The 21,342-nt window shown below is 67.5% G+C and carries 16 protein-coding genes and 1 pseudogene; 7 read left to right on the top strand and 10 right to left on the bottom strand.

Annotation, left to right across the window (positions count from 1 at the left end; genetic code table 11):
* Positions 1-8: 8 nt before the first annotated feature.
* The 7 genes from MF270_RS10135 to MF270_RS10105 all read right to left on the bottom strand — a co-directional run bounded on the left by MF270_RS10135 (position 9) and on the right by MF270_RS10105 (position 8,705).
* On the bottom strand, positions 9-1,439 hold the full coding sequence (locus tag MF270_RS10135; RefSeq protein WP_238365757.1) for an NAD-dependent succinate-semialdehyde dehydrogenase: 1,431 nt from the start codon (positions 1,437-1,439) through the stop codon (positions 9-11).
* Between the two features lie 15 nt (positions 1,440-1,454).
* Positions 1,455-2,729, bottom strand: a complete 1,275-nt coding sequence (locus MF270_RS10130) for a biotin/lipoyl-containing protein (protein ID WP_238365756.1) — start codon at positions 2,727-2,729, stop codon at positions 1,455-1,457.
* Complete coding sequence (locus MF270_RS10125; protein WP_238365755.1) at positions 2,719-3,714, bottom strand: alpha-ketoacid dehydrogenase subunit beta; 996 nt, start codon at positions 3,712-3,714, stop codon at positions 2,719-2,721. The genes MF270_RS10130 and MF270_RS10125 overlap by 11 nt, the downstream gene beginning before the upstream one ends.
* Before the next feature lie 14 nt (positions 3,715-3,728).
* Complete coding sequence (locus MF270_RS10120) at positions 3,729-4,724, bottom strand: thiamine pyrophosphate-dependent dehydrogenase E1 component subunit alpha (protein WP_238365754.1); 996 nt, start codon at positions 4,722-4,724, stop codon at positions 3,729-3,731.
* 101 nt (positions 4,725-4,825) lie between these two features.
* Positions 4,826-6,124, bottom strand: coding sequence for a M24 family metallopeptidase (locus MF270_RS10115; RefSeq protein ID WP_238365753.1), 1,299 nt, complete (start codon positions 6,122-6,124; stop codon positions 4,826-4,828).
* Between the two features lie 65 nt (positions 6,125-6,189).
* On the bottom strand, positions 6,190-6,999 hold the full coding sequence (locus MF270_RS10110) for an SDR family NAD(P)-dependent oxidoreductase (RefSeq protein WP_238365752.1): 810 nt from the start codon (positions 6,997-6,999) through the stop codon (positions 6,190-6,192).
* 17 nt (positions 7,000-7,016) lie between these two features.
* On the bottom strand, positions 7,017-8,705 hold the full coding sequence (locus MF270_RS10105; protein ID WP_238365751.1) for an extracellular solute-binding protein: 1,689 nt from the start codon (positions 8,703-8,705) through the stop codon (positions 7,017-7,019).
* 362 nt (positions 8,706-9,067) lie between these two features.
* On the opposite strand from MF270_RS10105, the gene MF270_RS10100 reads away from it, so the two are divergent.
* From MF270_RS10100 to MF270_RS28160, 7 genes are all read left to right on the top strand, one after another.
* Positions 9,068-10,024, top strand: coding sequence for a sugar ABC transporter substrate-binding protein (locus MF270_RS10100; RefSeq protein ID WP_238365750.1), 957 nt, complete (start codon positions 9,068-9,070; stop codon positions 10,022-10,024).
* Between the two features lie 75 nt (positions 10,025-10,099).
* On the top strand, positions 10,100-10,888 hold the full coding sequence (locus MF270_RS10095; RefSeq protein ID WP_238365749.1) for an SDR family oxidoreductase: 789 nt from the start codon (positions 10,100-10,102) through the stop codon (positions 10,886-10,888).
* A gap of 35 nt (positions 10,889-10,923) precedes the next feature.
* On the top strand, positions 10,924-11,898 hold the full coding sequence (locus MF270_RS10090; protein WP_238365748.1) for an ABC transporter permease: 975 nt from the start codon (positions 10,924-10,926) through the stop codon (positions 11,896-11,898).
* A gap of 13 nt (positions 11,899-11,911) precedes the next feature.
* Positions 11,912-12,913, top strand: a complete 1,002-nt coding sequence (locus tag MF270_RS10085; protein ID WP_238365747.1) for an ABC transporter permease — start codon at positions 11,912-11,914, stop codon at positions 12,911-12,913.
* On the top strand, positions 12,910-14,430 hold the full coding sequence (locus MF270_RS10080; protein ID WP_238365746.1) for a sugar ABC transporter ATP-binding protein: 1,521 nt from the start codon (positions 12,910-12,912) through the stop codon (positions 14,428-14,430). Before MF270_RS10085 ends, MF270_RS10080 begins: the two co-directional genes overlap by 4 nt.
* Positions 14,430-15,077: a ThuA domain-containing protein gene (locus MF270_RS10075; RefSeq protein WP_238365745.1), complete on the top strand. Its 648-nt coding sequence runs from the start codon at positions 14,430-14,432 to the stop codon at positions 15,075-15,077. The genes MF270_RS10080 and MF270_RS10075 overlap by 1 nt, the downstream gene beginning before the upstream one ends.
* Positions 15,078-15,160: 83 nt before the next feature.
* The gene (locus tag MF270_RS28160) at positions 15,161-19,111 is read left to right on the top strand and encodes a calcium-binding protein (RefSeq protein ID WP_272490720.1); all 3,951 of its coding nucleotides are present in this window, start codon (positions 15,161-15,163) and stop codon (positions 19,109-19,111) included.
* Positions 19,112-19,420: 309 nt separating this feature from the next.
* Here MF270_RS28160 and MF270_RS10055 read toward each other — a convergent pair.
* From MF270_RS10055 to MF270_RS10045, 3 genes and pseudogenes are all read right to left on the bottom strand, one after another.
* Positions 19,421-20,495 (bottom strand): annotated as a pseudogene (locus MF270_RS10055) (IS5 family transposase).
* Between the two features lie 201 nt (positions 20,496-20,696).
* Positions 20,697-20,942: an IS66 family insertion sequence element accessory protein TnpB gene (gene tnpB, locus MF270_RS10050; RefSeq protein ID WP_472850393.1), complete on the bottom strand. Its 246-nt coding sequence runs from the start codon at positions 20,940-20,942 to the stop codon at positions 20,697-20,699.
* A complete protein-coding gene (locus MF270_RS10045) occupies positions 20,939-21,307 on the bottom strand; it encodes a hypothetical protein (protein ID WP_238365744.1) in 369 nt (122 codons plus the stop codon). Before MF270_RS10045 ends, tnpB begins: the two co-directional genes overlap by 4 nt.
* Positions 21,308-21,342 lie beyond the last annotated feature (35 nt).

Here is a 21,342-nt window from a genome sequence, read left to right as displayed (position 1 = left end):
CAGCCTCCTTACCAGCTGGCCGAGATGTATTGCGTTTCCATGAACTCGAGCATGCCTTCGTGTCCGCCCTCGCGGCCCAGCCCCGATTGCTTGGTCCCGCCGAAGGGCGCGGCCGGGTCGCTGACCAGCCCGCGGTTGAGGCCGACCATGCCGTAATCAAGTCGTTCGCAGACCTGCAGCGCCCGCTTCATGTCGCCGGAAAAGACATAGGCGACGAGGCCATATTCCGTGGCATTGGCGCGGCGGATCACGTCGGCCTGGTCCGCAAAGGTCTGGATCGCGGCGACCGGGCCGAAGATCTCGTCATGGACGCAATCGGCGGTCTCGGGGACGTTCGACAGCACCGTGGGCGGGTAGAAAAAGCCCGTGCCGCCCGGCGCCATGCCGCCGCATTCCACGCGGGCGCCCTTGGCCACCGCGTCGGCGACGAAGGCGGCGACCTTGTCGCGGGTGTCCGCGTTGACCAGCGGGCCCACATCGACGGCAGGGTCCGACCCGTCACCGAGCTTGAGCGCGGACATGGCGGCGGTCAGTTTTTCGGTGAAGGCCTTGGCCACCGCTTCATGCACGTAGATCCGGTTCGCGGCGGTGCAGGCCTCGCCGAGGTTGCGCATCTTGGCCAGCATCGTGCCGGCGACCGCCTCGTCCAGGTCGGCGTCGTCGAAGACGATCAGCGGCGCGTTGCCGCCCAGCTCCATCGCCGGTTTCAGCACCTGGTCGGCGGCCGAATGCAGCAGCTTGCGCCCCACCCCGGTCGAGCCGGTAAAGCTGACCACCCGCACCCGCGGATCATGCAGCATGTGATCGACCAGCGCCCCGGTCCGGCGCGACGGCAGCACGTTGACAAGGCCGGGGGGCACGCCGGCCTCTTCCAGCAGCGGCATCAGCGCAAGCATGGTCAGCGGCGTCTCGGACGCGGGCTTGATGATGACCGCGCAGCCGGCGGCCAGCGCGGGGGCGATCTTGCGCGTGCCCATGGCGGCCGGGTAGTTCCAGGGCGTGACAAGCACGGCCAGACCGGCGGGCTTGTGCTGCACGATGATCCGCGCGCCAGAAGCCGGCGCATGGGTGATCATGCCGTCGGCGCGCACCGCTTCCTCGGCGAACCAGCGGAAGAACTCGGCGGCATAGCCCGCCTCGCCCATCGCGTCCGCGCGGGCCTTGCCGTTTTCCAGCGTGATGAGGCGGGCGAAGTGCTCGAGCCGGGCGCTCATCAGCTCCCAGGCGCGGCGCAGCACCTCGGACCGGGCGCGCGGGGTGCGCGCGGCCCAGTCGGCCATCGCGGCCTCGGCCGCATCCAGCGCGGCATCGGCATCGGCGATATCGGCCGAGGCGACGCTGGCCAGCACCTCTTCGGTCGCGGGGTTGATCACGTCGAACCGCTCGCCCGAGGTGCCCGGGGTCCATTGGCCGTTGATGTAGAGATCGGTGAAGTCCATGTCGGTCTCCGGCTGTCAGAGCAGGTGGCGGAGCGGCTGCTCCATCCGGCCTGCGAACTCGGAAAGAAGGGTGAGGGCGGCGGTGGCGTCCAGCTGGTCCGCGCTGCATTCCAGCGTGATGGTCAGCCCGTCGCCGGCGGGGGTCAGCGTCAGGACGGGCGCGTCTTCGGCGCCCAACGCAACGCTGGCGATGCGGCTGAGCCGCAGGTCGCGCAGGATGAGGTCCGGCGCGGCGTCTGCCCTGTCGATCGCCGAAAGCGGCCCATGCGGGACGGCGTAGACCTGCCGGTCGCCCTGCGCCTCCACGGCCACGGTGGCCCTGTCACGGCCCAGCCCCGCGGCGGCGAGACCGGCAAGCAGGGCCTGGGCATCGTCCAACCCCACCCCGTCGCGGGCCCAGGTGGCGAACGCCGCAAAGCCGTCCTCGGGCAGGTCGGCCGTCAGCCGCCGGGTCTGCGCCGCGGCCACCGGGGCGGCTACCTTGCTGGGCCCGAGTGATTTCAGCACCTCGATATCGGCCGCGTGGTAGGGCTGCGGATGGCCTTCTTCGACCAGCCGTTGCAGGTCGAGCCCCTGTTCCAGCGCCAGCCGCCGCGCCTTGGGAGAGGCGAGGATGCGGCCATCGGTCGGGGCAGGGGCCCTGGCTTCGGGCGCCTTGACGGGCGTGTTCCCCGGCACCTTCGCGGCAGAGGCAGAGGCAGAGGCAGAGGCAGCGTCGGGCGTCGCACCTGCCGAGCGGCTGCGCTGCTGCGGCGCTTCGGGCTTGTCCGCCGTGATCACGGCGATCACCTCGCCCACCGGCGCCTCCTGCCCGGCCTCGGCCAGCAGGGCGGCGACATAGCCGTCGGCCCCGGCCTCGACCTCGACCGTCGACTTGTCGGTCTCGACCTCGAAAAGCACGTCGGCGGCGGCGACCGCGTCGCCCGGCGCCTTGTGCCAAGCGACGATGAGGCCGCTGTCCTGCGCCATGCCGAGGGCGGGCATGATGACGCCGTGCCCCTCGGGCAGCGCATCCGGCTCCGGGGCGGCTTCCGGCGGGCTCTCTTCTTCGGCGCTGTCACCGATCACCGCGATCACCTCGCCCACCGGCACGCTGTCGCCCGCCGCCGCGCGAACCCGGGCAAGGAATCCTGCGACCTGCGCCTCGACCTCCATCGTGGCCTTGTCGGTTTCGACCTCGAACAGCACATCGCCCGCCGCCACCGCATCGCCCGCGGCCTTGTGCCAGGCGACGATGAGGCCGCTGTCCTGCGCCATGCCAAGCGCGGGCATGATCACCTCATGCGGCATGGATCATCTCCCCCCGCACCAGCCGGCGGGCGTTTTCGGCGACCCCCTCGGGCGTCGGCACGGTGATGTCCTCGAGCGCGGGCGAGAACGGCACGGGCACATCCATCGCCCCCATCCGCAGCACCGGCGCATCGAGATGGTAGAAGGCCCTTTCGTTGATCCGGGCGGCGATCTCTCCGGTGATGCCGTAGCTCTGGTGCCCCTCGTCCACCACGATCACGCGCGACGTCTTGCGGGCCGAGGCCAGCAGCGTCGCCTCGTCCAGCGGCACGATGGTGCGCGGGTCGATCACCTCGGCCTCGATCCCTTCGGCGGACAGGATCCCGGCTGCCGCCTCGCAGACCTGCACCATCGACGAGGTGCCGATCAGGGTGATGTCGCGCCCCTCGCGCTTGACGTTGGCCTGCCCGAACGGGATCAGCACCTCGCCTTCGGGCACCGGGGCCTTGTCGTTGTACATCAGCTTGTCCTCGAAGATCACGACCGGGTTGTCGTCGCGGATCGCGGTCTTCAGCAGGCCCTTCGCCTCGAGCGCCGAGGACGGCAGCGCCACCTTCAGCCCCGGGATATGCGCCACCAGCGCATGCAGCGACTGGCTGTGCTGCGCGGCCGAGCGGCGCGTGGCGCCAAGGTTGGTGCGCAGCACCAGGGGCACGGTCAGCTTGCCGCCCGACATGTAATGGGTCTTGGCCGCCTGGTTGCACAGCTGGTCCATGACCAGGAACAGGAAGTCGCCGAACATCAGGTCGACCACGGGGCGCGTGCCGGTCATGGCGGCGCCCACGGCCAGGCCCATGAAGCCCGGCTCGGCGATCGGCGTGTCGACCACGCGGGCGGTGCCGAATTCCTCGACCAGGCCCGACAGCACCTTGAAGGGCGTGCCCGCCTCGGCCACGTCCTCGCCGATGATGAACACGGTCTCGTCGCGGCGCATTTCCTCGGCCAGGGCCTCGTTCACGGCCTGGGACAGGGTGATCTCTCGCATCTCGTCTCCTCCTCTCAGGCCAGCGCGTGGGTCACGCCCTTGTAGACATGCATGTCCACCTCGGACGTGTCGGGGTATTTTGCCGCCAGCGCATAATCGACCGCGGCCTTCGCATCGGCGCGGATCTCCTCGTTCATCGCCTCGATCTCGTCTTCCGAGGCGATCCCCTCTTCGACCAGCCAGCCGCGAAAGCGGGTGATCGGGTCGCGGGTCTCCTTCCACTCCTGCTCCTCGGCCTTGGCGCGGTAGTATTCGCGGTTGATGTCGCCGACATGGTGGCCGTGGTAGCGATAGGTCATCAGCTCGATGAAAAACGGCCCCTCGCCCCGGCGCGCCCGCGCCACCAGGTCCTGCGTCAGCGCGTTGACCGCCAGCACGTCCTGGCCATCGACCTGGTGCGCCTCGATCCCGAAGGCCTCGGCCCGGGCGGTGATCGACCCGGCGGCGATCTCGTCGGTGCGGGTGTACTCGGAATAGCCGTTGTTCTCGCAGGCATAGATCACGGGCAGCTTCCACAGCGCGGCCATGTTCATGACCTCGTACATCAGCCCCTGCGCCGTCGCCCCGTCGCCGAAAAAGCACACGGTCACGTCATCCCGCCCCAGCATCCGCGCGGTAAAGGCCGAGCCGGTGGCGATCCCCATGGACCCGCCGACGATGGCATTGGCGCCAAGATTGCCGTTCGACTGGTCGGCGATATGCATCGAACCGCCCTTGCCGCGGCAATAGCCCTCTTCCTTGCCCAGCAGCTCGCAGAACATCTCGCGGAAGGCGGCCCCCTTGGCCACGCAATGCCCGTGCCCGCGATGGGTCGAGGTGATCTTGTCTGCCACCTTCAGCGCCTCGCAGATGCCGACGGCGACCGCCTCCTCGCCGGAATACATATGCGTCAGCCCCGGCATCTTGGCCGACAGGTACAGCTGGTTGGCATTGTCCTCGAAGGTGCGGATCCGCACCATCTGCCGGTACATGCGCAGGTAATCCTCGGTGTTCGTCCTTGCCTCGGCCATCGGCTCCCCCCTCCGGGGCCTTCGCCCCTGCTTTCATTATTCCGAAAATACTCCCGCCGGAGGCATCCGCGGCTTGCCCCGCGCGCCACCGGCGGCGGTGCTCAGTACCGGTTGGCGATCGGCAGGTCCTCGGCCGGGAAGAGGCTGATGACCTCGCAGCCGGTCTCGGTCACCACGACTTCTTCCTCGATCCGCGCGGCGGAATAGCCGTCCTTGGCCGGGCAATAGGTCTCCAGCGCGAAGACCATGCCGGTCTGGATCTCCATCGGGTGATCCAGCGACACGGCGCGGCTGATGATCGGCCGCTCGTGCAGCGCAAGGCCCAGCCCGTGACCGAACTGCAGGCCGAATGCCGCGTCCTCGTTCGGAAAGCCGAACTCCTCCGCCTTGGGCCAGACGGCGGCGACCTTGTCGGTGGTGACGCCTGGCTTGATCATCTGGATCGAGGCGTCGATCCATTCGCGCGCCTTGACATAGGCATCGGTCTGCACCGGCGTCGCCCGGCCGATGTTGAAGGTCCGGTAATAGCAGGTGCGATAACCCTGGTAGCTTTGCAGGATGTCAAAGAACGCCTGGTCGCCGGGGCGGAACAGACGGTCGGTGAAATTGTGCGGATGCGGGTTGCAGCGCTCGCCCGAGATGGCGTTGATCGCCTCGACATCGTCGCTGCCCATCTCGTAGAGCATCTTGTTCGACAGGGCGACGATGTCGTTCTCGCGCACGCCGGGTTTCAGCTCTTCGTAGATCATGTGGTAGACGCCATCGACCATGGAGGCCGCCTGGGTCAGCAGCTGGATCTCGTCCCAGTTCTTGATCTCGCGCGCGGCCAGCATGATCTGCTGGCCGTCGACCACGTGCAGCCCTTCCTCCTGCAGCGCATGGAACATGGCCGTCTCGGCGTAATCGACGCCCACGGGCATGTCGGCCATGCCGGCGTCGCGGATCAGGCCCGCAATCTGCTTGGCATATTTCTTCATCAGCCCGAACTCGGGCGGGATCGTGCCGCGCATGCCGACCACGCCGGCCAGGCAATGGTCGGGCTCGAGCCAGTCGGAATAGCGTTTGTGATGCATCGCGGCCGAGCCGAAGTCCCAGACATAGGGGCTGTCATCGCCGGTCAGCAGGCAGAAGCGGCACATCTTGTCCCGCTCCCATTCGCCGATCTTGGTGGCCGACACGTAGCGGATGTTGTTCACGTCGAACAGCAGCAGCGTGCCGGCCTGCGATTGCTGCAACGCCTGCCGGGTGCGGGCCAGGCGGTAGCGGCGCAGGCGGTCGTGATCGATCCGCCGTTCGAAATCGACCGAGGTATGGCCCCAGGCGGGCAGGCGGTCTCGCCATTCCCAGTTCGGTTCCAGGTCCTGCGGGGTGAGCATGTTGGGCATCAGGGCGCGAGACATGTCTTTCTCCTCCGGGCGCGGCATGTGCGGCCCGTTTGTCTTTCATTTCAGGGAATTGGCGGGGGTTACTGGATGCACCAGCCCCCGTCGATGTGGATCATCTGGCCGGTCATGTAGTCGCTGTCATGCGAGGCCAGGAAGGACGCGGTGCCGGTGATGTCCTCGGGGTAGGACACGCGCTTGATCTGCAGCGCCTCGCGGACGATGTCGTCATAGGCCTGGCCCTCGCGCTGCTTGAAGCCGATGTCCACGAGGTCCTTGTCCAGCTGTTCCCACAGCGGCGTCACCACCACGCCGGGCGCGTAGCCGTTGACGGTGATGTTGTGTTCGGACAGGGACACCGCCCCGCAATGGGTCAGCGCCAGGCATCCGTACTTGGACGTACAGTAGACCGTCACGTCGATCAGCGGCTTGCGCGAGGCGATCGAGCCGACGTTGATGATCTTGTAGGGATGATCCGCCATCGGGCCCTGCGCGATCATCTGGCGGGCGGCCTCCTGCATGCCCAGCCACATCGCCTTGGTGTTGACGTTCATGATCATGTCCCAGTTGTCTTCGTCGATATCCATGAAGAACCGGGGCTTGTTGAGACCGGCGTTGAACAGCGCGACGTTGATCGACCCGAAGGCCTCGACCGTGGCGGCGACGGCGGCGGCATTGTCCGCGCGGCGGGTGACATCCATCTGCACCGCGACGGCCCGGCCGTTTCCGGCGGCGTTGATCCGCGCCGCGGTTTTTTCCGCCTCGGCGCCGTCAAGGTCACCAAGGCAGACATTCGCGCCCTGGGCGGCAAAGCTTTCCGCATTGGCCGCGCCCATGCCGCGGGCGGCACCGGTGATCAGGATGTTCTTGCCTTTCAGGCGGTCGGGGTCCATCGGTCACTCCTCCTCAGTCAACCTGTCTTGTCTTGCTCCATCAGCGCATCCGCCCTCCCTTGAGCGTTGCGCAGGGCCTCGCGCGGGGTGACGATCCCGCGCAGCATGTCGTGGAATTCCTCGCCGCAGATCTCAATGATCTCGCCGATCTCGGGCACCGGCGGGCGCGGCCAGAACTGCAGTTCGTCGCGCCACGACATGGCGTCCACCGCCTCGAAGATCGGCGAGGCGCGGCGCACCTCGGGGTCGGCGCCGACGGAATAGCGCGCGTTGGTGCGGCTGCCGTTCTGCACGTAAAGCTTCTGCGCCTCGGGCGAGGTGAAGACGATCAGCGCCTCGATGGCGCCGGCCAGGCGCTCTTCGGGCAGGTTCGCGGGGATGCCCATGACGTAACCACCCACCGGCGCAACCGGCGTGCCGCCCGGACCCGCCGGATGCGGCAGGTATCCGGTCTGGCCATAGGCGGGCGAGGTGTCGTCGAGCTCGAAATACGGGGCCAGCAGGGTGTAGCCATAGGCCATCGCGACCGAGCCGCCGGCATAGGGGCGCACCCGTTCGTACCAGGACATCGACAGGATGTCGGGCGGCGAATAGCGCAAGAGCTCCATCAGGTACTCGGCCGCGCGCAGCCCGCCAGGGGTGTCGATGGTGGGGCGGTAGCCGCCGTCCGCCAGGTGGTCCGTCTCGAACCCGCCGGCGATCCGGGGCAGGTCGAGCACGGGCTGGCCGAAGTCGGACATGGTCATCAGCACCGTGTGCCCCAGCGCCGTCCCCCGCGCCGCGTTCCAGGCGATGCCGTGGCGGCCGCGACGCGGATCGTGCAGGGCGGCGGCGGCTTCCAGCAGCTCTTCGGTGGTGCCGGGCGGGGCCAGGCCGGCCTGGGCGAACAGGTCCTTGCGGTAGAACAGCAGCTCGGGCGTGGTCTGGGCCGGCACGCCGTAAGGGCGCTTGCCCCAATGCGCCGCCTTCCAGCCGGCGGTGTGGAAATCCGACGGGTCGAGCCGGGCGATGTCCATCGCCGTGTCCAGCGGCATCAACAGGCCCTTTTCCGCGAACTCGCCCACCCAGGGCAGGTCGAGCGCGACGATGTCGTAGCGGCTGACCTTGCGCTCGGCGTTGCGCAGCGCCTCTTCGCGCAGCCGGTCGATGGAAAAGGCGCGCTGGTGGATCGGCACGCCCACCGCCTGTTCGAACTGCCGCTTGAGGTTGTCCATCACCATGAAAGTCGGATCGCCATGCACCAGCACTCGCAGCCCGCCCGCCAGCTTGAGCGGTTCGGGCAGCACGCTGAGCGGCGGCACCGATTGCGCGGCAAGATACGAGCCGCCGTAGAAATAGTCGCGCGTGTCCGACGCCGGGCGGCGCCCGCCGAACTCGCTTTCCGCCAGTCGCTTGAGCCGCCCCGACAGCTGCATCCACTGCTCGAGCAGCGCCTCGCTGGGGTGCATGGAAAAGCTCTTGCCGGTCTTGGTGCGCGGCCGCTGCTCGATCAGCCCGGCCTCGACCATGTCGCGCAGCCGCCGGTTGGCGGTGGCATAGGGCACCCGGCTGGCGCCGATCAGCGAGGTGGGCGTGACGATCTTGGCCTCGAGATGCCCGCGCACCAGGTGCAGCACCATGCGCAGCACCGGGTTCGGGGCGAACAGGTCGCTGGAATCCTCGATCTCGTCGCTGAAATCATCCAGAAAGGACAGGATCTGGAGCATCTCGGTCTTCGCCCGGGGCGAAACCGCATGTCCTTGACTATGTCCTTGCATCGCGTTCACGTTCTGCATCCGGTTTGTGTGTGTGCGGGATGTGCCGCTGCGTCGTTGCGGCATCCGATCGGGCGGGGTCCTGTCGGTCATTGCGCGCCTCCCTCGCAAGATGTTCAAAGTGATGCGAAGACCGTACCGCGAAAATGTCCATTTCGGAAATAAGAATGTTCATTACGGATATTTCTGCGGGGTCCGGGCGCGGCGGGAAGATGCACCCTTGGGGCCAGTCGTCCTTCACACCGGATGATGAGCCCCCGAGGGAGGAAATCGGGGGCACGAACCAAAGAGGGAAAACCGGGAGGAAACCCAAGATGAACATTCGCAATGCACTCGGCCTGACCACTGCCGCGGCTGCCCTGGCCCTTGGCGGTGCCGCCGCGGCCGAGACCTGGACCATCGGCATCACGCAGAACAACGTCGGCGTGGACAGCTACCAGACGACCTATGAGAAGGCCTTTATCGCCGCGGCCGAGGAAAACGATGCCGTCGAGGCCGTGGTGCTGGACGCCGGCGGCGACGTGGCCCGCCAGATCGCCCAGATGGAGGACCTGATCCAGCAGGAGGTCGACGCGATCATCATCTGGCCGACCAATGGCGAGGCGGTGATCCCCGCCGTGCGCAAGGCGCAGAACGCCGGCATCCCGGTCATCGTGACCAATTCCAACATCGCCGAGCCGGGCTTTGACTTCGTCGCCTCCTTCTCGGGGCCGGACAACATCACGCAGGGCTCCCGCTCGGCAGAAATCATGTGCGACAAGTTCAAGGCCATGGGCATCGAGAACGAGGCCCGCGTGGTGCAGATTTCCGGCCAGCCGGGCTATACCACCGCGATCGAACGGGCCCAGGGCTTCGAGGAGCGCCTGCCCGAGGTCTGCCCCAACGTCACGCTGGTCGAGACCCAGCCGGGCGACTGGAACCGCGAGAAAAGCCAGAAGGTCATGGAGGCCTTCCTGGTCAAGTACGACGACATCGACGGCGTCTATGCCGGCGACGACAACATGGGTGTCGGCGCGCTGAACGCGGCCAAGGCAGCCGGGCGCGAGGGCATCATCTTTGTCGGCGCGACCAATTTCTCGGTCGGCTACGAGGCGATGGAGCGCGGCGAGTACTGGGGGTCGATCTACCAGTCGCCGGTCGATGACGCCGAGGCGGCGCTGAAGACCGCCATCGACGTGCTGAACGGCGACGAGGTGCCGTTCCTGAACTACTTCGACACGCCGAAGATCACGCAGGACAACATGGGCGACTTCACCAAGCCGGTGTTCTGAGGGACAGGCCCGGGCGCGGACCGCAGCGCGCCCGGGCCACCGTTTCACATGATTTCATAACCTGGGGAGGAGGTCATGGCCCGTGTTTCCGGCCGATCCTGCATCGTCACCGGTGCAGCGCAGGGCATCGGCCGCGCCATCGGAGAGGCGCTGCTGGACGAAGGCGCCGATGTCTGTTTCGCCGACATCAACGCCGACAAGGTGGCCGACGTGGCCGCCCTGAACCAGGGCCGCGGCGCGGGCCGCGTGACCCATGCCCGGGTCGACGTGACCGACCGGGCGCAAGTGCGCGCGATGATCGACCATGCGGTCGCGGTCTTCGGCAAGCTGGACGTCAAGTTCAACAATGCCGGGGTCAACAAGCCGATGAACTTTCTCGACGTGACCGAGGAGAACTGGCGCTTCATCATGGACGTGAACGGCCTGGGTTGCCTGATCGGCATGCAGGAGGCAGCGCGGCAGTTCATCCGCCAGGGCACCTTCGGCAAGATCATCAACACCGCCTCGGTCGCCAGCCGGCAGGGGTTCGACAACGTCGCGCCCTACTGCGCCTCCAAGTGGGGCGTGGTGTCGCTGACGCAATCGGGCGCGCGGGATCTCGCGCGGCATGACATCACCGTCACGGGCTTTGCCCCCGGTGTCGTCGCCACCGAGATGTGGGAGCAGGTCGACCGCGACCTGATGGAGATCGGCGCCGCCGAGCGGCCCGGGCAGGCGATGGAGGAATTCTCGGCCGAGATCCTCAAGGGCCGCGTCGCGCGCCCCGAGGATGTCACCGGCACCACCACGTTTCTCGCGTCGCGCGACAGCGATTACATGACCGGCCAGATCGTCATGATTGACGGCGGGATGACGCTGGTATGAGCGCCGCGTCCGAAGACAAGGGGAGGAGGGGGCCCATGCAGGCTCTGGCAAGCAAGGACATCGGCGCGTTACTGGCCCGGCAGGGCATCCTGATCGCCTTTGCCCTGTTCATGATCGGCTTCACCATCGCCAACACGCGGTTCGTCGATCCCGACAACATCATGGGGGTGATCCGGTCCTCGGCCATCCTTGGCGTCATGGCGCTGGGCGTCACCTTTGTGGTGATCAGCGGGAACCTCGACCTTTCGGTCGGGTCGATGATGTCGTTTTCGACCATCGTCGTGCTCGACCTGCACGACAAGATCGGCCCGGCGCTGGCGATCCCGGCGATGTTCGCGCTGACGCTGTGCCTGGGCGCGGTGATCGGGTTCCTGGTCGGCTACCTGCGGCTCAACTCTCTGATCGTGACGCTGGGCATGCTGTCGGCGATCCACGGGCTGACGCTGACCTGGTCGGGCGGCAAGAACATGGATATCGCCGACAAGGAGGGCACCTGGTTCAAGGTCTTCGGCCAGGGCGAGGTGCTGGGCCTTCCGGTGCCGATCCTGATCTTTGCCCTGCTGGCCGCCGTGCTTGGCCTTGCGCTGGCCCGCACGCCCTTTGGCCGCAAGGTCTATGCCGTGGGCGGCAACGGCACGGCGGCGACGTTCTCGGGCATCCGCCGGCCGCGCGTCGTCTTTGCCTGTTACCTGTTGTCGGCCTTCTGCGTCGCCACCGCCGGGCTGATCCAGGCCAGCCGTTCGCTGGGGTCGCAGAACACCGTCGGCCAGGGGCTCGAGCTCGAGGTGCTGGCGGCGGTGATCCTGGGCGGCGCCTCGCTGCTGGGCGGGTCGGGCACGATCTTCAAGACCGTGATCGGCGTGCTGATCCTCGGCTTCATCCAGAACGGCCTGCTGCTGGTCGGGCTGCAGTTCTACGTCCAGTACGTGGTGACCTGGGTCATCATCATCCTGGCCGTCTGGCTGGATATCGCGGCCAAGCGCGGCAAGCTCTGGTCGCCGATCGCGTAAGGGAGGACGTTCCATGCAACCCGGACAGCTGTCCACATTGCTCAAGCGCGGGGCCATCTGGGGCTTCATCCTGCTCGAGCTGATCTTCTTCACCGTCGCGGGCGAATTCCTGAGCCTGTCCGAAAAGGCCTTCATGGATGCCGGCAACATGCTGCTGCTGTTCAAGCAATCGGCGCCGATCGGGATCATCGCCATGGGCATGACCATCGTCATGATCAACGGCAACATCGACCTCAGCGTCGGGGCGACCTACGCGATCTGCGCCATCGTGCTGCTCGACAGCATGACCTGGCCGATCTTTGCGGGCCTCGGCGACTGGGTGATCCCGGTGGCCTGGGCGCTGGCGCTGCTGACCGGCACGCTGCTGGGCGCGCTGAACGGGCTGATCGTCTGGAAAACCGGGGTCGATGCCTTCATCGTCACGCTCGGGTCGATGCTGGGCTACCGCGGCCTGGTCTTCATGTATAACGGTGAACAACCCACCAGCCACCTCAACTGGACTCTCGTGGACTTTGCCGAGGCGCAGGTGCTGGGGCTGCATACGGCGACCTGGTTCCTGCTGGTGGTGACGGGCGTCATCTGGTTCGTGATGACCCGCACGGTGCATGGCCGCAACGCCTATGCCATCGGCGACAACCGCACCGCGGCGGTCAATGCCGGCATCCGGGTCGGGCCGCACATGATGATCAACTTCATGATCATCGGCTTTCTGGCCGCGCTCTCGGCCGTGGTCTTCTATTCCGAAAGCGGGTCGGTGAACCCCAATGACGGCGAGCTTTACGAGCTGTGGGTCATCACCGCCGTCGTGCTGGGCGGCACCAAGCTGACCGGCGGCGCGGGGTCGATCCTGTCGACCTTCGGCGGGGTGCTGGCGATCCAGCTTCTGCGCAAGGGGCTGGCCCATATCGGCGCCGATACCGAGACGGTGAACCTGGTGATCGGGCTGATCCTGATCGCGGTGCTGTTCCTCGACCGGCAACTGAACATCAAGGGCAAAGAGGAGTTGCGCATATGACCGGTCCCGCCCCCGTCCTGCGTCTTGAACATATCGTCAAGACCTTCCCCGGCGTGCGCGCGCTGGACGACGTGTCCTTTGCCGTGCTGCCCGGAGAGGTCCATGCCCTGATGGGCGAGAACGGCGCCGGCAAGTCGACCCTGATGAAGGTGCTTGGCGGCATCTACCAGCCCGACGAAGGGCGCATCCTGGTCGAAGAGGCCCCGGCCGTCATGGCCTCGCCGCTCGAGGCCAAGGCCAAGGGAATCGTCTTCATCCACCAGGAACTCAGCCTCGCCGAAGAGCTGACGGTGGCCGAGAACATCTACCTGGGCGAGCTGCCGCGTAAGCGCTTCGGGCTGGTCGACTGGGACAGGCTTCATGCGCAGACCGACGCGATCCTCGGCAAGCTGCGCGTCGGATTCGATGCGCGGACGCTGGTCGGGGACCTGTCCATCGCCAACCAGCAGATGGTCGAGATCGCCCGCGCCCTGACCGTGGACGCAAAGGCGGTGATCTTCGACGAACCCACCGCGTCGCTGACCGATGCCGAAAAGATCGTGCTGTTCGACGTGATCGCGGACCTCAAGGCGCAGGGGGTCGGCATCATCTACATCTCGCACCGGATGGAGGAGATCTTTCGCATCACCGACCGCATCAGCGTGCTGCGTGACGGCAGCTATCGCGGCACGCTCAAGACCGCCGAGACCGACGAGGAGGCCGTGACGCAGCTGATGATCGGCCGCAAGCTCGACCTCAGCCGGACGCCGGCGACCCATGCGCTGGGCGATGTCGCGCTCGAGGTGCGGGGGCTGTCCTGCGGCGATCTCTTCGAGGACATCAGCTTCGAGGTGCGGCGCGGCGAGGTCGTGGGCTTTTACGGCCTGGTCGGCGCCGGCCGGACCGAGATCGCCGAGACGCTGTTCGGCCTGCGCGACCCCAGCGCCGGGACGATCCTGCTGAACGGCGCGACGGTGCGCATCCAGTCGCCCGCCGACGCCATCGCGCGCGGCATCTCGCTGGTGCCCGAGGACCGCAAGGGGCAGGGGCTGGTGCTGGGCATGAACTGCCGGGACAACATGACCCTGCCGCAGGTCCAGGACCTGCGCGCCGGACCCTTCGTCGCCGAGGGGGCCGAGATCGCGATCTTCGACCAGTACCGCGACCGGCTGGACATCCGCACGCCGGGCTGGAAGCAGCTGGCGGGCAACCTGTCGGGCGGCAACCAGCAGAAGATCGTCATCGGCAAGTGGCTGTCGATGCACCCGGACGTGCTGATCGTGGACGAACCGACGCGCGGCATCGACGTGGGCAGCAAGACCGAGATCCACAACCTGATCCGCGAACTTGCGGCGCAGGGCTACGCGGTGATCGTCATCTCGTCCGAGATGCCCGAGGTGCTGCGCGTCAGCGACCGGATCGTGGCCATGTTCTCGGGCCGGATCATGCGGACCTTCACGGCCGAAGAGGTGACCGAGGACAACCTGATCCAGGCGATTTCCGGCATCGGGGCCGAGGCCGGGGACAAGGTGGCGTGATGCGGGTCGGGGTTGCCGGCCTGGGCCGGATGGGGGCGCCGATGGCGCGCAACCTCGTGCGGGCCGGGCACGCGGTGACGCTCTGGACGCGCGACACGGCCAAGGCACGGGGGCTGGCCAGGGACCTGGGCTGCGCGGTTGCCGCGTCGCCCCGCGCCCTGGCCGAAGGGGCCGAGGTGGTGGTCACCATGCTGGCCGACGATGCCGCGTCCGAGGCGGTGCATTTCGGCCCCGACGGCCTCTTTGCCGCCCCTGGCGCGCGGCATTTCCTCGAAATGGGCACGATGAGCCCGGACCATATCGCGCGGCTGGTGGCCGATGCGCCCGCCGGTGCGCGGGTCATCGACTACGACGTGACCATCTGCCGACCCGACGACCCCATCGTGCAGGGCATCAGCAGCTTCCGTCTGCGGTCCGAGCAATATTGCAAGCTGGTCGATCCCTCGAACGAGGTGCTGGCGACCACGACCTTTTCCGGCGACGACCTGTGGTGGATCGAGGGCACGGTGATGCCCGTGGCCTGGAAGCGGCGCTGGGACAAGGGGCGGGTGTTCTACTGCTCGATCGGGCACGAGTTGGCCGACCTGCGCCAGCCGCAGGTGACCGAGATCATCCGCCGCGGCGCGCTCTGGGCCGCGCGGGGCTGACGGGCGCGGGAATTGACCCGTGAGCCTGCCCTTGTAAGCTGAACCCGTGCACCGGGCCGTCCGGGGAACAGGAGGCACGGGGCATGGCGATCATCTTTCAATCCTCCCTTGGCGACAACGACACGGTGCGCCACGACGGCGCCGACGATGTGTTCCTTGCCGGGGCGGGCGACGATTCAATCGACGGCGGCGGCGGCAACGACACGTTGGACGGCGGCACTGGCGACGACCTGCTGTCGGGCGGCGCGGGGGCGGACGTGTTGCTGGGTGCCGAGGGCGCGGATACGCTGCTGGGCGGCGACGGGGACGACACCGTCTCGGGCGGGATCGGCGCCGACATCCTGCGTGGCGGGGCGGGCAACAACCTGCTGACCGGAGGCGACGGGTTCGACATCGCCGATTATTCCTTTGTCACCACGGCCGGCTACGCGGTGCGGATCGATTTTGCCGAAGCCGAGGTCATCGCGGTCATCGCCTCTGGGGCGCTGGTGTCGACCACGGATACGCTGGTGCTGATGGAGGGTGCCTGGGGCGGCGACGGCGCCGACCTGATGCGCGGCGATGCGGCGGCTAACCAACTGGTCGGCAATTCCGGTGCCGACACGCTGGACGGGCGCGGCGGCGACGATGCGCTTTATGGCGGGGCGGGGATGGACAGCCTGCTGGGCGGCGACGGCGCTGACCTGGCCGAAGGCGGGTTGGACGCCGACCACCTGGCGGGCGGCGCGGGGGACGACAGCCTGAGCGGCGGCTCGGGCGCGGACACCATGTGGGGCGACGCGGGGGCCGACCTCGTGCGCGGCAACACCGGCAACGACCTGGTCCACGGCGGCGATGGCGACGACGTGGTGCAGGGTAACAACGACGACGACACTGTCTGGGGCGATGCCGGCAACGACCACGTCTCGGGCAATTTCGGCCGCGACCTCGTCCATGGCGGCGACGGCGACGATTTCGTCTTTGGCGACGATGACGGCGACGCGGCCGCCGGCGGCGCGGGCAACGACTACATCGAGGTGAACAACGGCGTCGACCGCTTCGCCCATGGCGGAGACGGCACGGATTACATCGTCTTCACCGGCTCGGTCGTCGACTTCGACCTGGTCCAGGTCACCGGCGGTGCCGCGATGGGTTATGCCGGGGCGACGGGCGGGGCCGGCAACGACATTGTCGAGGCGCTGGCGCTGGTCGGCTTCATCGACGGCGGGTCGGGCGACGATTACGTCAGCGGCCTGTTCATGAACTCGAACGCGGCGATGGGCGACGGGGTCCATGACCTGTTCGGCCGGGCCGCGCATGTGTTCGGCGGGGCGGGCAACGACATCCTCGTCGGCGGGCCGCGCGACAATGTCTATTACGTCGATCACGCGCCGGTCTTTCACACCTTCGTCACGGACTGGGCCGAGCGCGAGATCCTGACCGGGGACACGCGCCTGATCCTCGAGCATTTCGGCGACGACACCGCGGCGTCGGTGTCGCTGATCGCCGCCATCGCCGACACGGATTTCGCCCGACAGGACAGTGACGTGGTGGTGATCGGGCGCGAATACACCTCGACCTTCGCGCCCGGGATGATCGACCCGTCCCTCACTGCCTTCACCGATCTTGTCATCGGGTTCGATCCGCGCCGTGACCGGATCGACCTGTCGCACCTGCTCTATTCCGCCGAGGAACTGGTGGCCGCGCACCTGGCCGAGGTCGAGGGCGACGCCGTGCTGACCCTTTCCGGCTGGAACCCGACCGGCGGGCCGGACGGCGTTACCCGCGAGATCGTGCTGCAGGGCGTCACCCGCGCCGAGGTCGAGGCGCATTGGCAGCACATCTTCGACGTCTCGGCCGGGGATGCGGCCGTGATCGCGCTCGAGGCCACGGCGGCGATCGGCGCGACCCTGCACTTGCCCTTGCCCGACCAGGGCGATGCCCTGCGCAGCGACCTGTTCGAGCTGTACCTCTGGGACAACGGCGAGCCGGTCTTTGACCCCGAGGCCACCCTCGACCTCAACAATGTCATCGTCAACACCGGCGCCCAAAGCAACATGGTCGGGATCGACGACCAGACGCTCGGCTTCGGACATGACCTTTACCTCGATGACGATTCCGGCCTGGGGACGGCCGTGCAACTGGCCGGGAACGACGGTCAGGACGTGATCATCGGCCGCGACGGCGATGACGAGCTGCACGGCGACGACCAGGCCGACCTGATGGTCGGCGGCGCCGGCGCCGATTTCGCCGAGGGCAACCGCGGCGGCGACCTGCTGATCGGCGACGACCCGGACGCGGACCCGCTGGCGGACAACCGAGACGAGCTGTGGGGTGGGTGGGGCGACGACATGCTGGACGGCGGTCTGGGCGCCGACCTGCTGCGCGGCGATTTCGGCCAGGACCGCCTGCTGGGCGGCGACGGGGCGGACACGTTGGACGGCGGGGTGGGCGACGACACGCTGGTCGGTGACGGCGCGCTGGATGCGGCTCTGTTCGATCCATGGTTCGCGGGCGCGCTCTACGCCTGGTCCTCGGCCGGCGCTGCGGGGGATCTGCGCGGCGATGTCTTCACCCTGTCGGCGACCGGCTTCACCATCGACCCCGGGCTCGGCCTGGGCGCGATTGGCCGCTACGCCTTTGCCTACCGCGACCCCGCCGCGATCGTTGCCGGCGCGGACCTGCTCTTTGGCGATTTCGGCGATGACCTGCTGCTTGGCGGTGGTGGAGACGACACGCTGCTGGGGGGCCAGGGCCTGGACGTGGTGTACGGCGAGGCCGGCAACGACGACCTGCGCGGCGGCGGCGATGGCGACACGCTGGGCGGGGGCGAAGGCGACGACGCGCTGCATGGCGACGGCGGGCGCGACCACCTGACCGGCGGGCTGGGGGCCGACACGCTCTGGGGCGGGGCCGGGGCCGACACGCTGCTGGGCGCCGACGGGGCCGACCAGCTTGAGGGAGAGGAGGGCGACGACCTGCTGCTGGGCGGCAATGGCGCCGACACCCTGCGCGGCGGGGCGGGCAATGACACGCTCAGCGCCGGGACGGGTAGCGGGCAGCTGCTTGACGGGGGCGCGGGGGCGCTGGACATCGCCGATTATGCCTTTCTGAGCGCCGCGAACGGGCTGGCCCTAGCCGTGCTGGTCGACCTGTCGGCCGCCGCGCCGGTCCTGTCGACCCAGGGCGGCGCCGCGCCCGACCGCCTGGTCGGGATCGAGGGCATCTGGACCGGGGACGGCGCCGACACGGTCACCGGCGACAGCGCGGCCAACGAGATCGTCGGCAACGGCGGGAACGACAGCCTCGCGGGCGGCGCGGGGCATGACACGCTCTACGGCGGGGCCGGGGACGACACGCTGGACGGCGGCGATGGCGACGACCGGGTGATCGGCGGTGACGGCGCCGACGTGGTGTCCCTGGGCGCGGGCGCAGACATCTTCGAGGACAATACCCAGCCCGCCCCCTTCAACGACGACACGGTCCACGCCGGGGACGGAGACGATTCAATCTACGGCGGCAATGGGTTCGACCTGTTCGATGGCGGCGCCGGGGCCGATTACCTGCGCGCGGGCAAGGGGGCGGACACGGTCCATGGCGGCGACCAGGGCGACACGATCTACGGCAATGACGGCAATGACCAGGTCACCGGAGGGCGGGGCATGGACTATGCCGTCCTGGGGCTCGGCTTCGACACCTGGTGGGACGATGCGCAGGGCGATTTCGGCGATGACACGGTGTTTGGCGGCGGTGGCTGGGACACGCTGCATGCCTCGGGCGGCGACGACCTGCTGACCGGCGGCGCGGGCGCGGACAGCTTTGTCTTCCACGCCGGGATCGGCGCAGTGACCGTCACGGATTTCGCGGCCGGAGAGGACAGCTTGCTTGTCGACGCCACGATCTGGGGCGGCGCGCTGACCCAGGCGCGGCTGGATGCGCTGGCCGGGGTGACCGAAGATGGCGTGCTGCTGGACTTCGGTTCCGGGGCCAGCGTCATGCTGCTGGGGCTGGCCGGATCGGCGGGGCTGCTGGACGACATCTCCCTTTCGGGCTGAGGTTCGACCGGCCAACAAAAAAGCCGCCGGGGCATTGAAACCACGGCGGCTTGTTTGTGGTCTGGAGAGGATTCGAAAAAGACTCATAACCATAAGAATTAAAAAGGTAATGATCGTGTGGTTTTCGACTGTCCCCGGTGCACACGATGCATTTAGGGGTTCGCGTGCACACAAGGGACCATACTTGCACACTCCTTATCTTAGGGAGGAGCATCCCTCCCCTCACTGAATCACAACACGGTTGCAGCCCGAACGGACTTTGTTGCACGGACGAGCTGATGGCCGGGCGTCCGGTTTCTGCGGACAGACCTATCCCACGGTCTCTGTGGCGGGGATGCCGAGCGCGGTGCAGCCGTTCAGAACGGCGATACGCACCCGAAGCTCGGCGACCTGACGGTGAGAGTCCCGCGCCATGAGGCGCTGCCCCAGCAGTTTCACATACTGCATTTTCGTCTCGACGCGGCTTCGGCGGTGGTATCCGCTCCAACGTCGCCAGAGGGCACGACCGAGGTATTTCGATGCCCGCAGTGCGTCGTTTCGTGCGACCGCGCCGGCGGTGACTGTCTTCCATGGCATTGCGTTCTTGCGGGGCGGGATAACGGCGTGTGCGCCGCGATCAGCGATGGCATCGTGGCATTTGCGGGTGTCGGAGGCCCCGTCGGCGGTGACACTGCCGATCTGTTGGTCCACCAGGATTTGACCGAGCAGGTCGGGCAGCACCGGCGCGTCAACTGCGCGGCAGGCGGATCCGCAGGATGGCGGCCGAGAGGGGCCGATGTGGCCCCCGGTGACGTCGACGGCCCTGATCTCGAATGTTCGTTCATCACCCCCGAAGTGGATCTTGCGCCAGACGCGCCGTTTGGGGCCGCGATGCTTGCGGGTGCGCCATTCGCCTTCGCCCGCGACCTTGATCCCGGTGCTGTCCACTGCCCGGCGGTACATCACGACGTGATGTTACACGAGGGGATCAGCAGGTGCAGCGATCCTTTGGAGCCGCGACACGGGATGCTCACGGCCAGGCTCTTCTGGCGGCGCGACAAGGTGCTGAACTGGGGCACCGTCCAGTCGACCGATCAGCCGCAGCAGGCTTTCGACGACCCCGGTCGTCTGCCGGAGCGCCATGCCGAACAAGCCGGGGCTCCGCCTATTCAGGGCTGAATCCATCCACTGGATCAAGTCCGGGACGCCCTTCAACCTTCATCGAAAGGCAGGTCTGAATGGCGGCGTCGCTATAGCTCTGCTGCCGGCCACGCCTGCCTGTCCGCTCGGCCTCCCGGCTCATCCCGGGGTCGAACCGGATCGTCAGCGAGCCCCGGCGCTTGAGTGCTTCGATAAAGGCTGGCCAGTTCCTGGTCCTGTGCCTCGGGGGTGTGGGTCTGCTCATGCATCCCCAGCTACCGCACTGGATTCACGAGATGAATCCTTTGCAGGATTTGTGCAACAGGGCCTGTGGCCAATAAAACAAGGAAATTCAAACGGATAATCTATCCCGCCCAAGCTGGTGGCGCGCCCCAGTCCGGGCGCCGCCGGTCGATCCCTCCCCAAGTGTCGCCAGCTGCGCCGAGGTCAGTCGCACGACACCGGATTAGGTGTTTGGCCAAGGGACGCGCCCGCGCTCGCGGACCTTGTAGTAAAGGCAGAAGCCCTGGCCATTCCGGTAGAGCAGCTTTGGCCAATCGCCTTTGCGCCCCCGGAACGCGAAGACCGCGCCGCTCGCGGGTTTCCGGCGCAGCACGTCCTGCGCTAGAGCGGATAGCCCCGCAATCCCCTTCCTCATGTCGGTCGCGCCACAGGCAAGGTAGACGCGGCCCCCGGTGCCTGGGCCGATCATGCGGCTTCCACCGCCCGGATCAGCCGGGTCAGGGCCTCGCCATCCACGCTGCTGTCGAAACGGAGACAGCGACCATTGGCAAGTCGCAGTTCCACGAGGACCGGCCGAGAGGGCGCAGGAGATTGTGCGGGTTCGGACATCGCGCCGAAATCATCGGGTCGGAAAACCACCCCGCGATCCGGTGACCACAGCCGCTTCTTCTTCCGGTCACGGTGCCTGCCGTAGCTCTGCGACCGCGTGAGCTCGTGTCTATGGGCAACCTGCGTGACCAAGGCCCCGCCAACACCCACCTCAAGCAAGATCTCGAGCGTCTCGTCGTCACGCCACCACCTGCGTCGTTCAACGCCCAGACCTTCGCCCGGCATGGCTTCTCTCGCCAAGACTCGTGCATAACTGCGTT

The sequence above is a fragment of the Mesobacterium pallidum genome (assembly GCF_019966535.1).
Classification (GTDB): Bacteria; Pseudomonadota; Alphaproteobacteria; order Rhodobacterales; family Rhodobacteraceae; genus Mesobacterium; species Mesobacterium pallidum.
The sequence above is the reverse complement of the archived record's forward strand: the minus strand, read 5'-3'. Positions and strand labels throughout refer to the sequence as shown.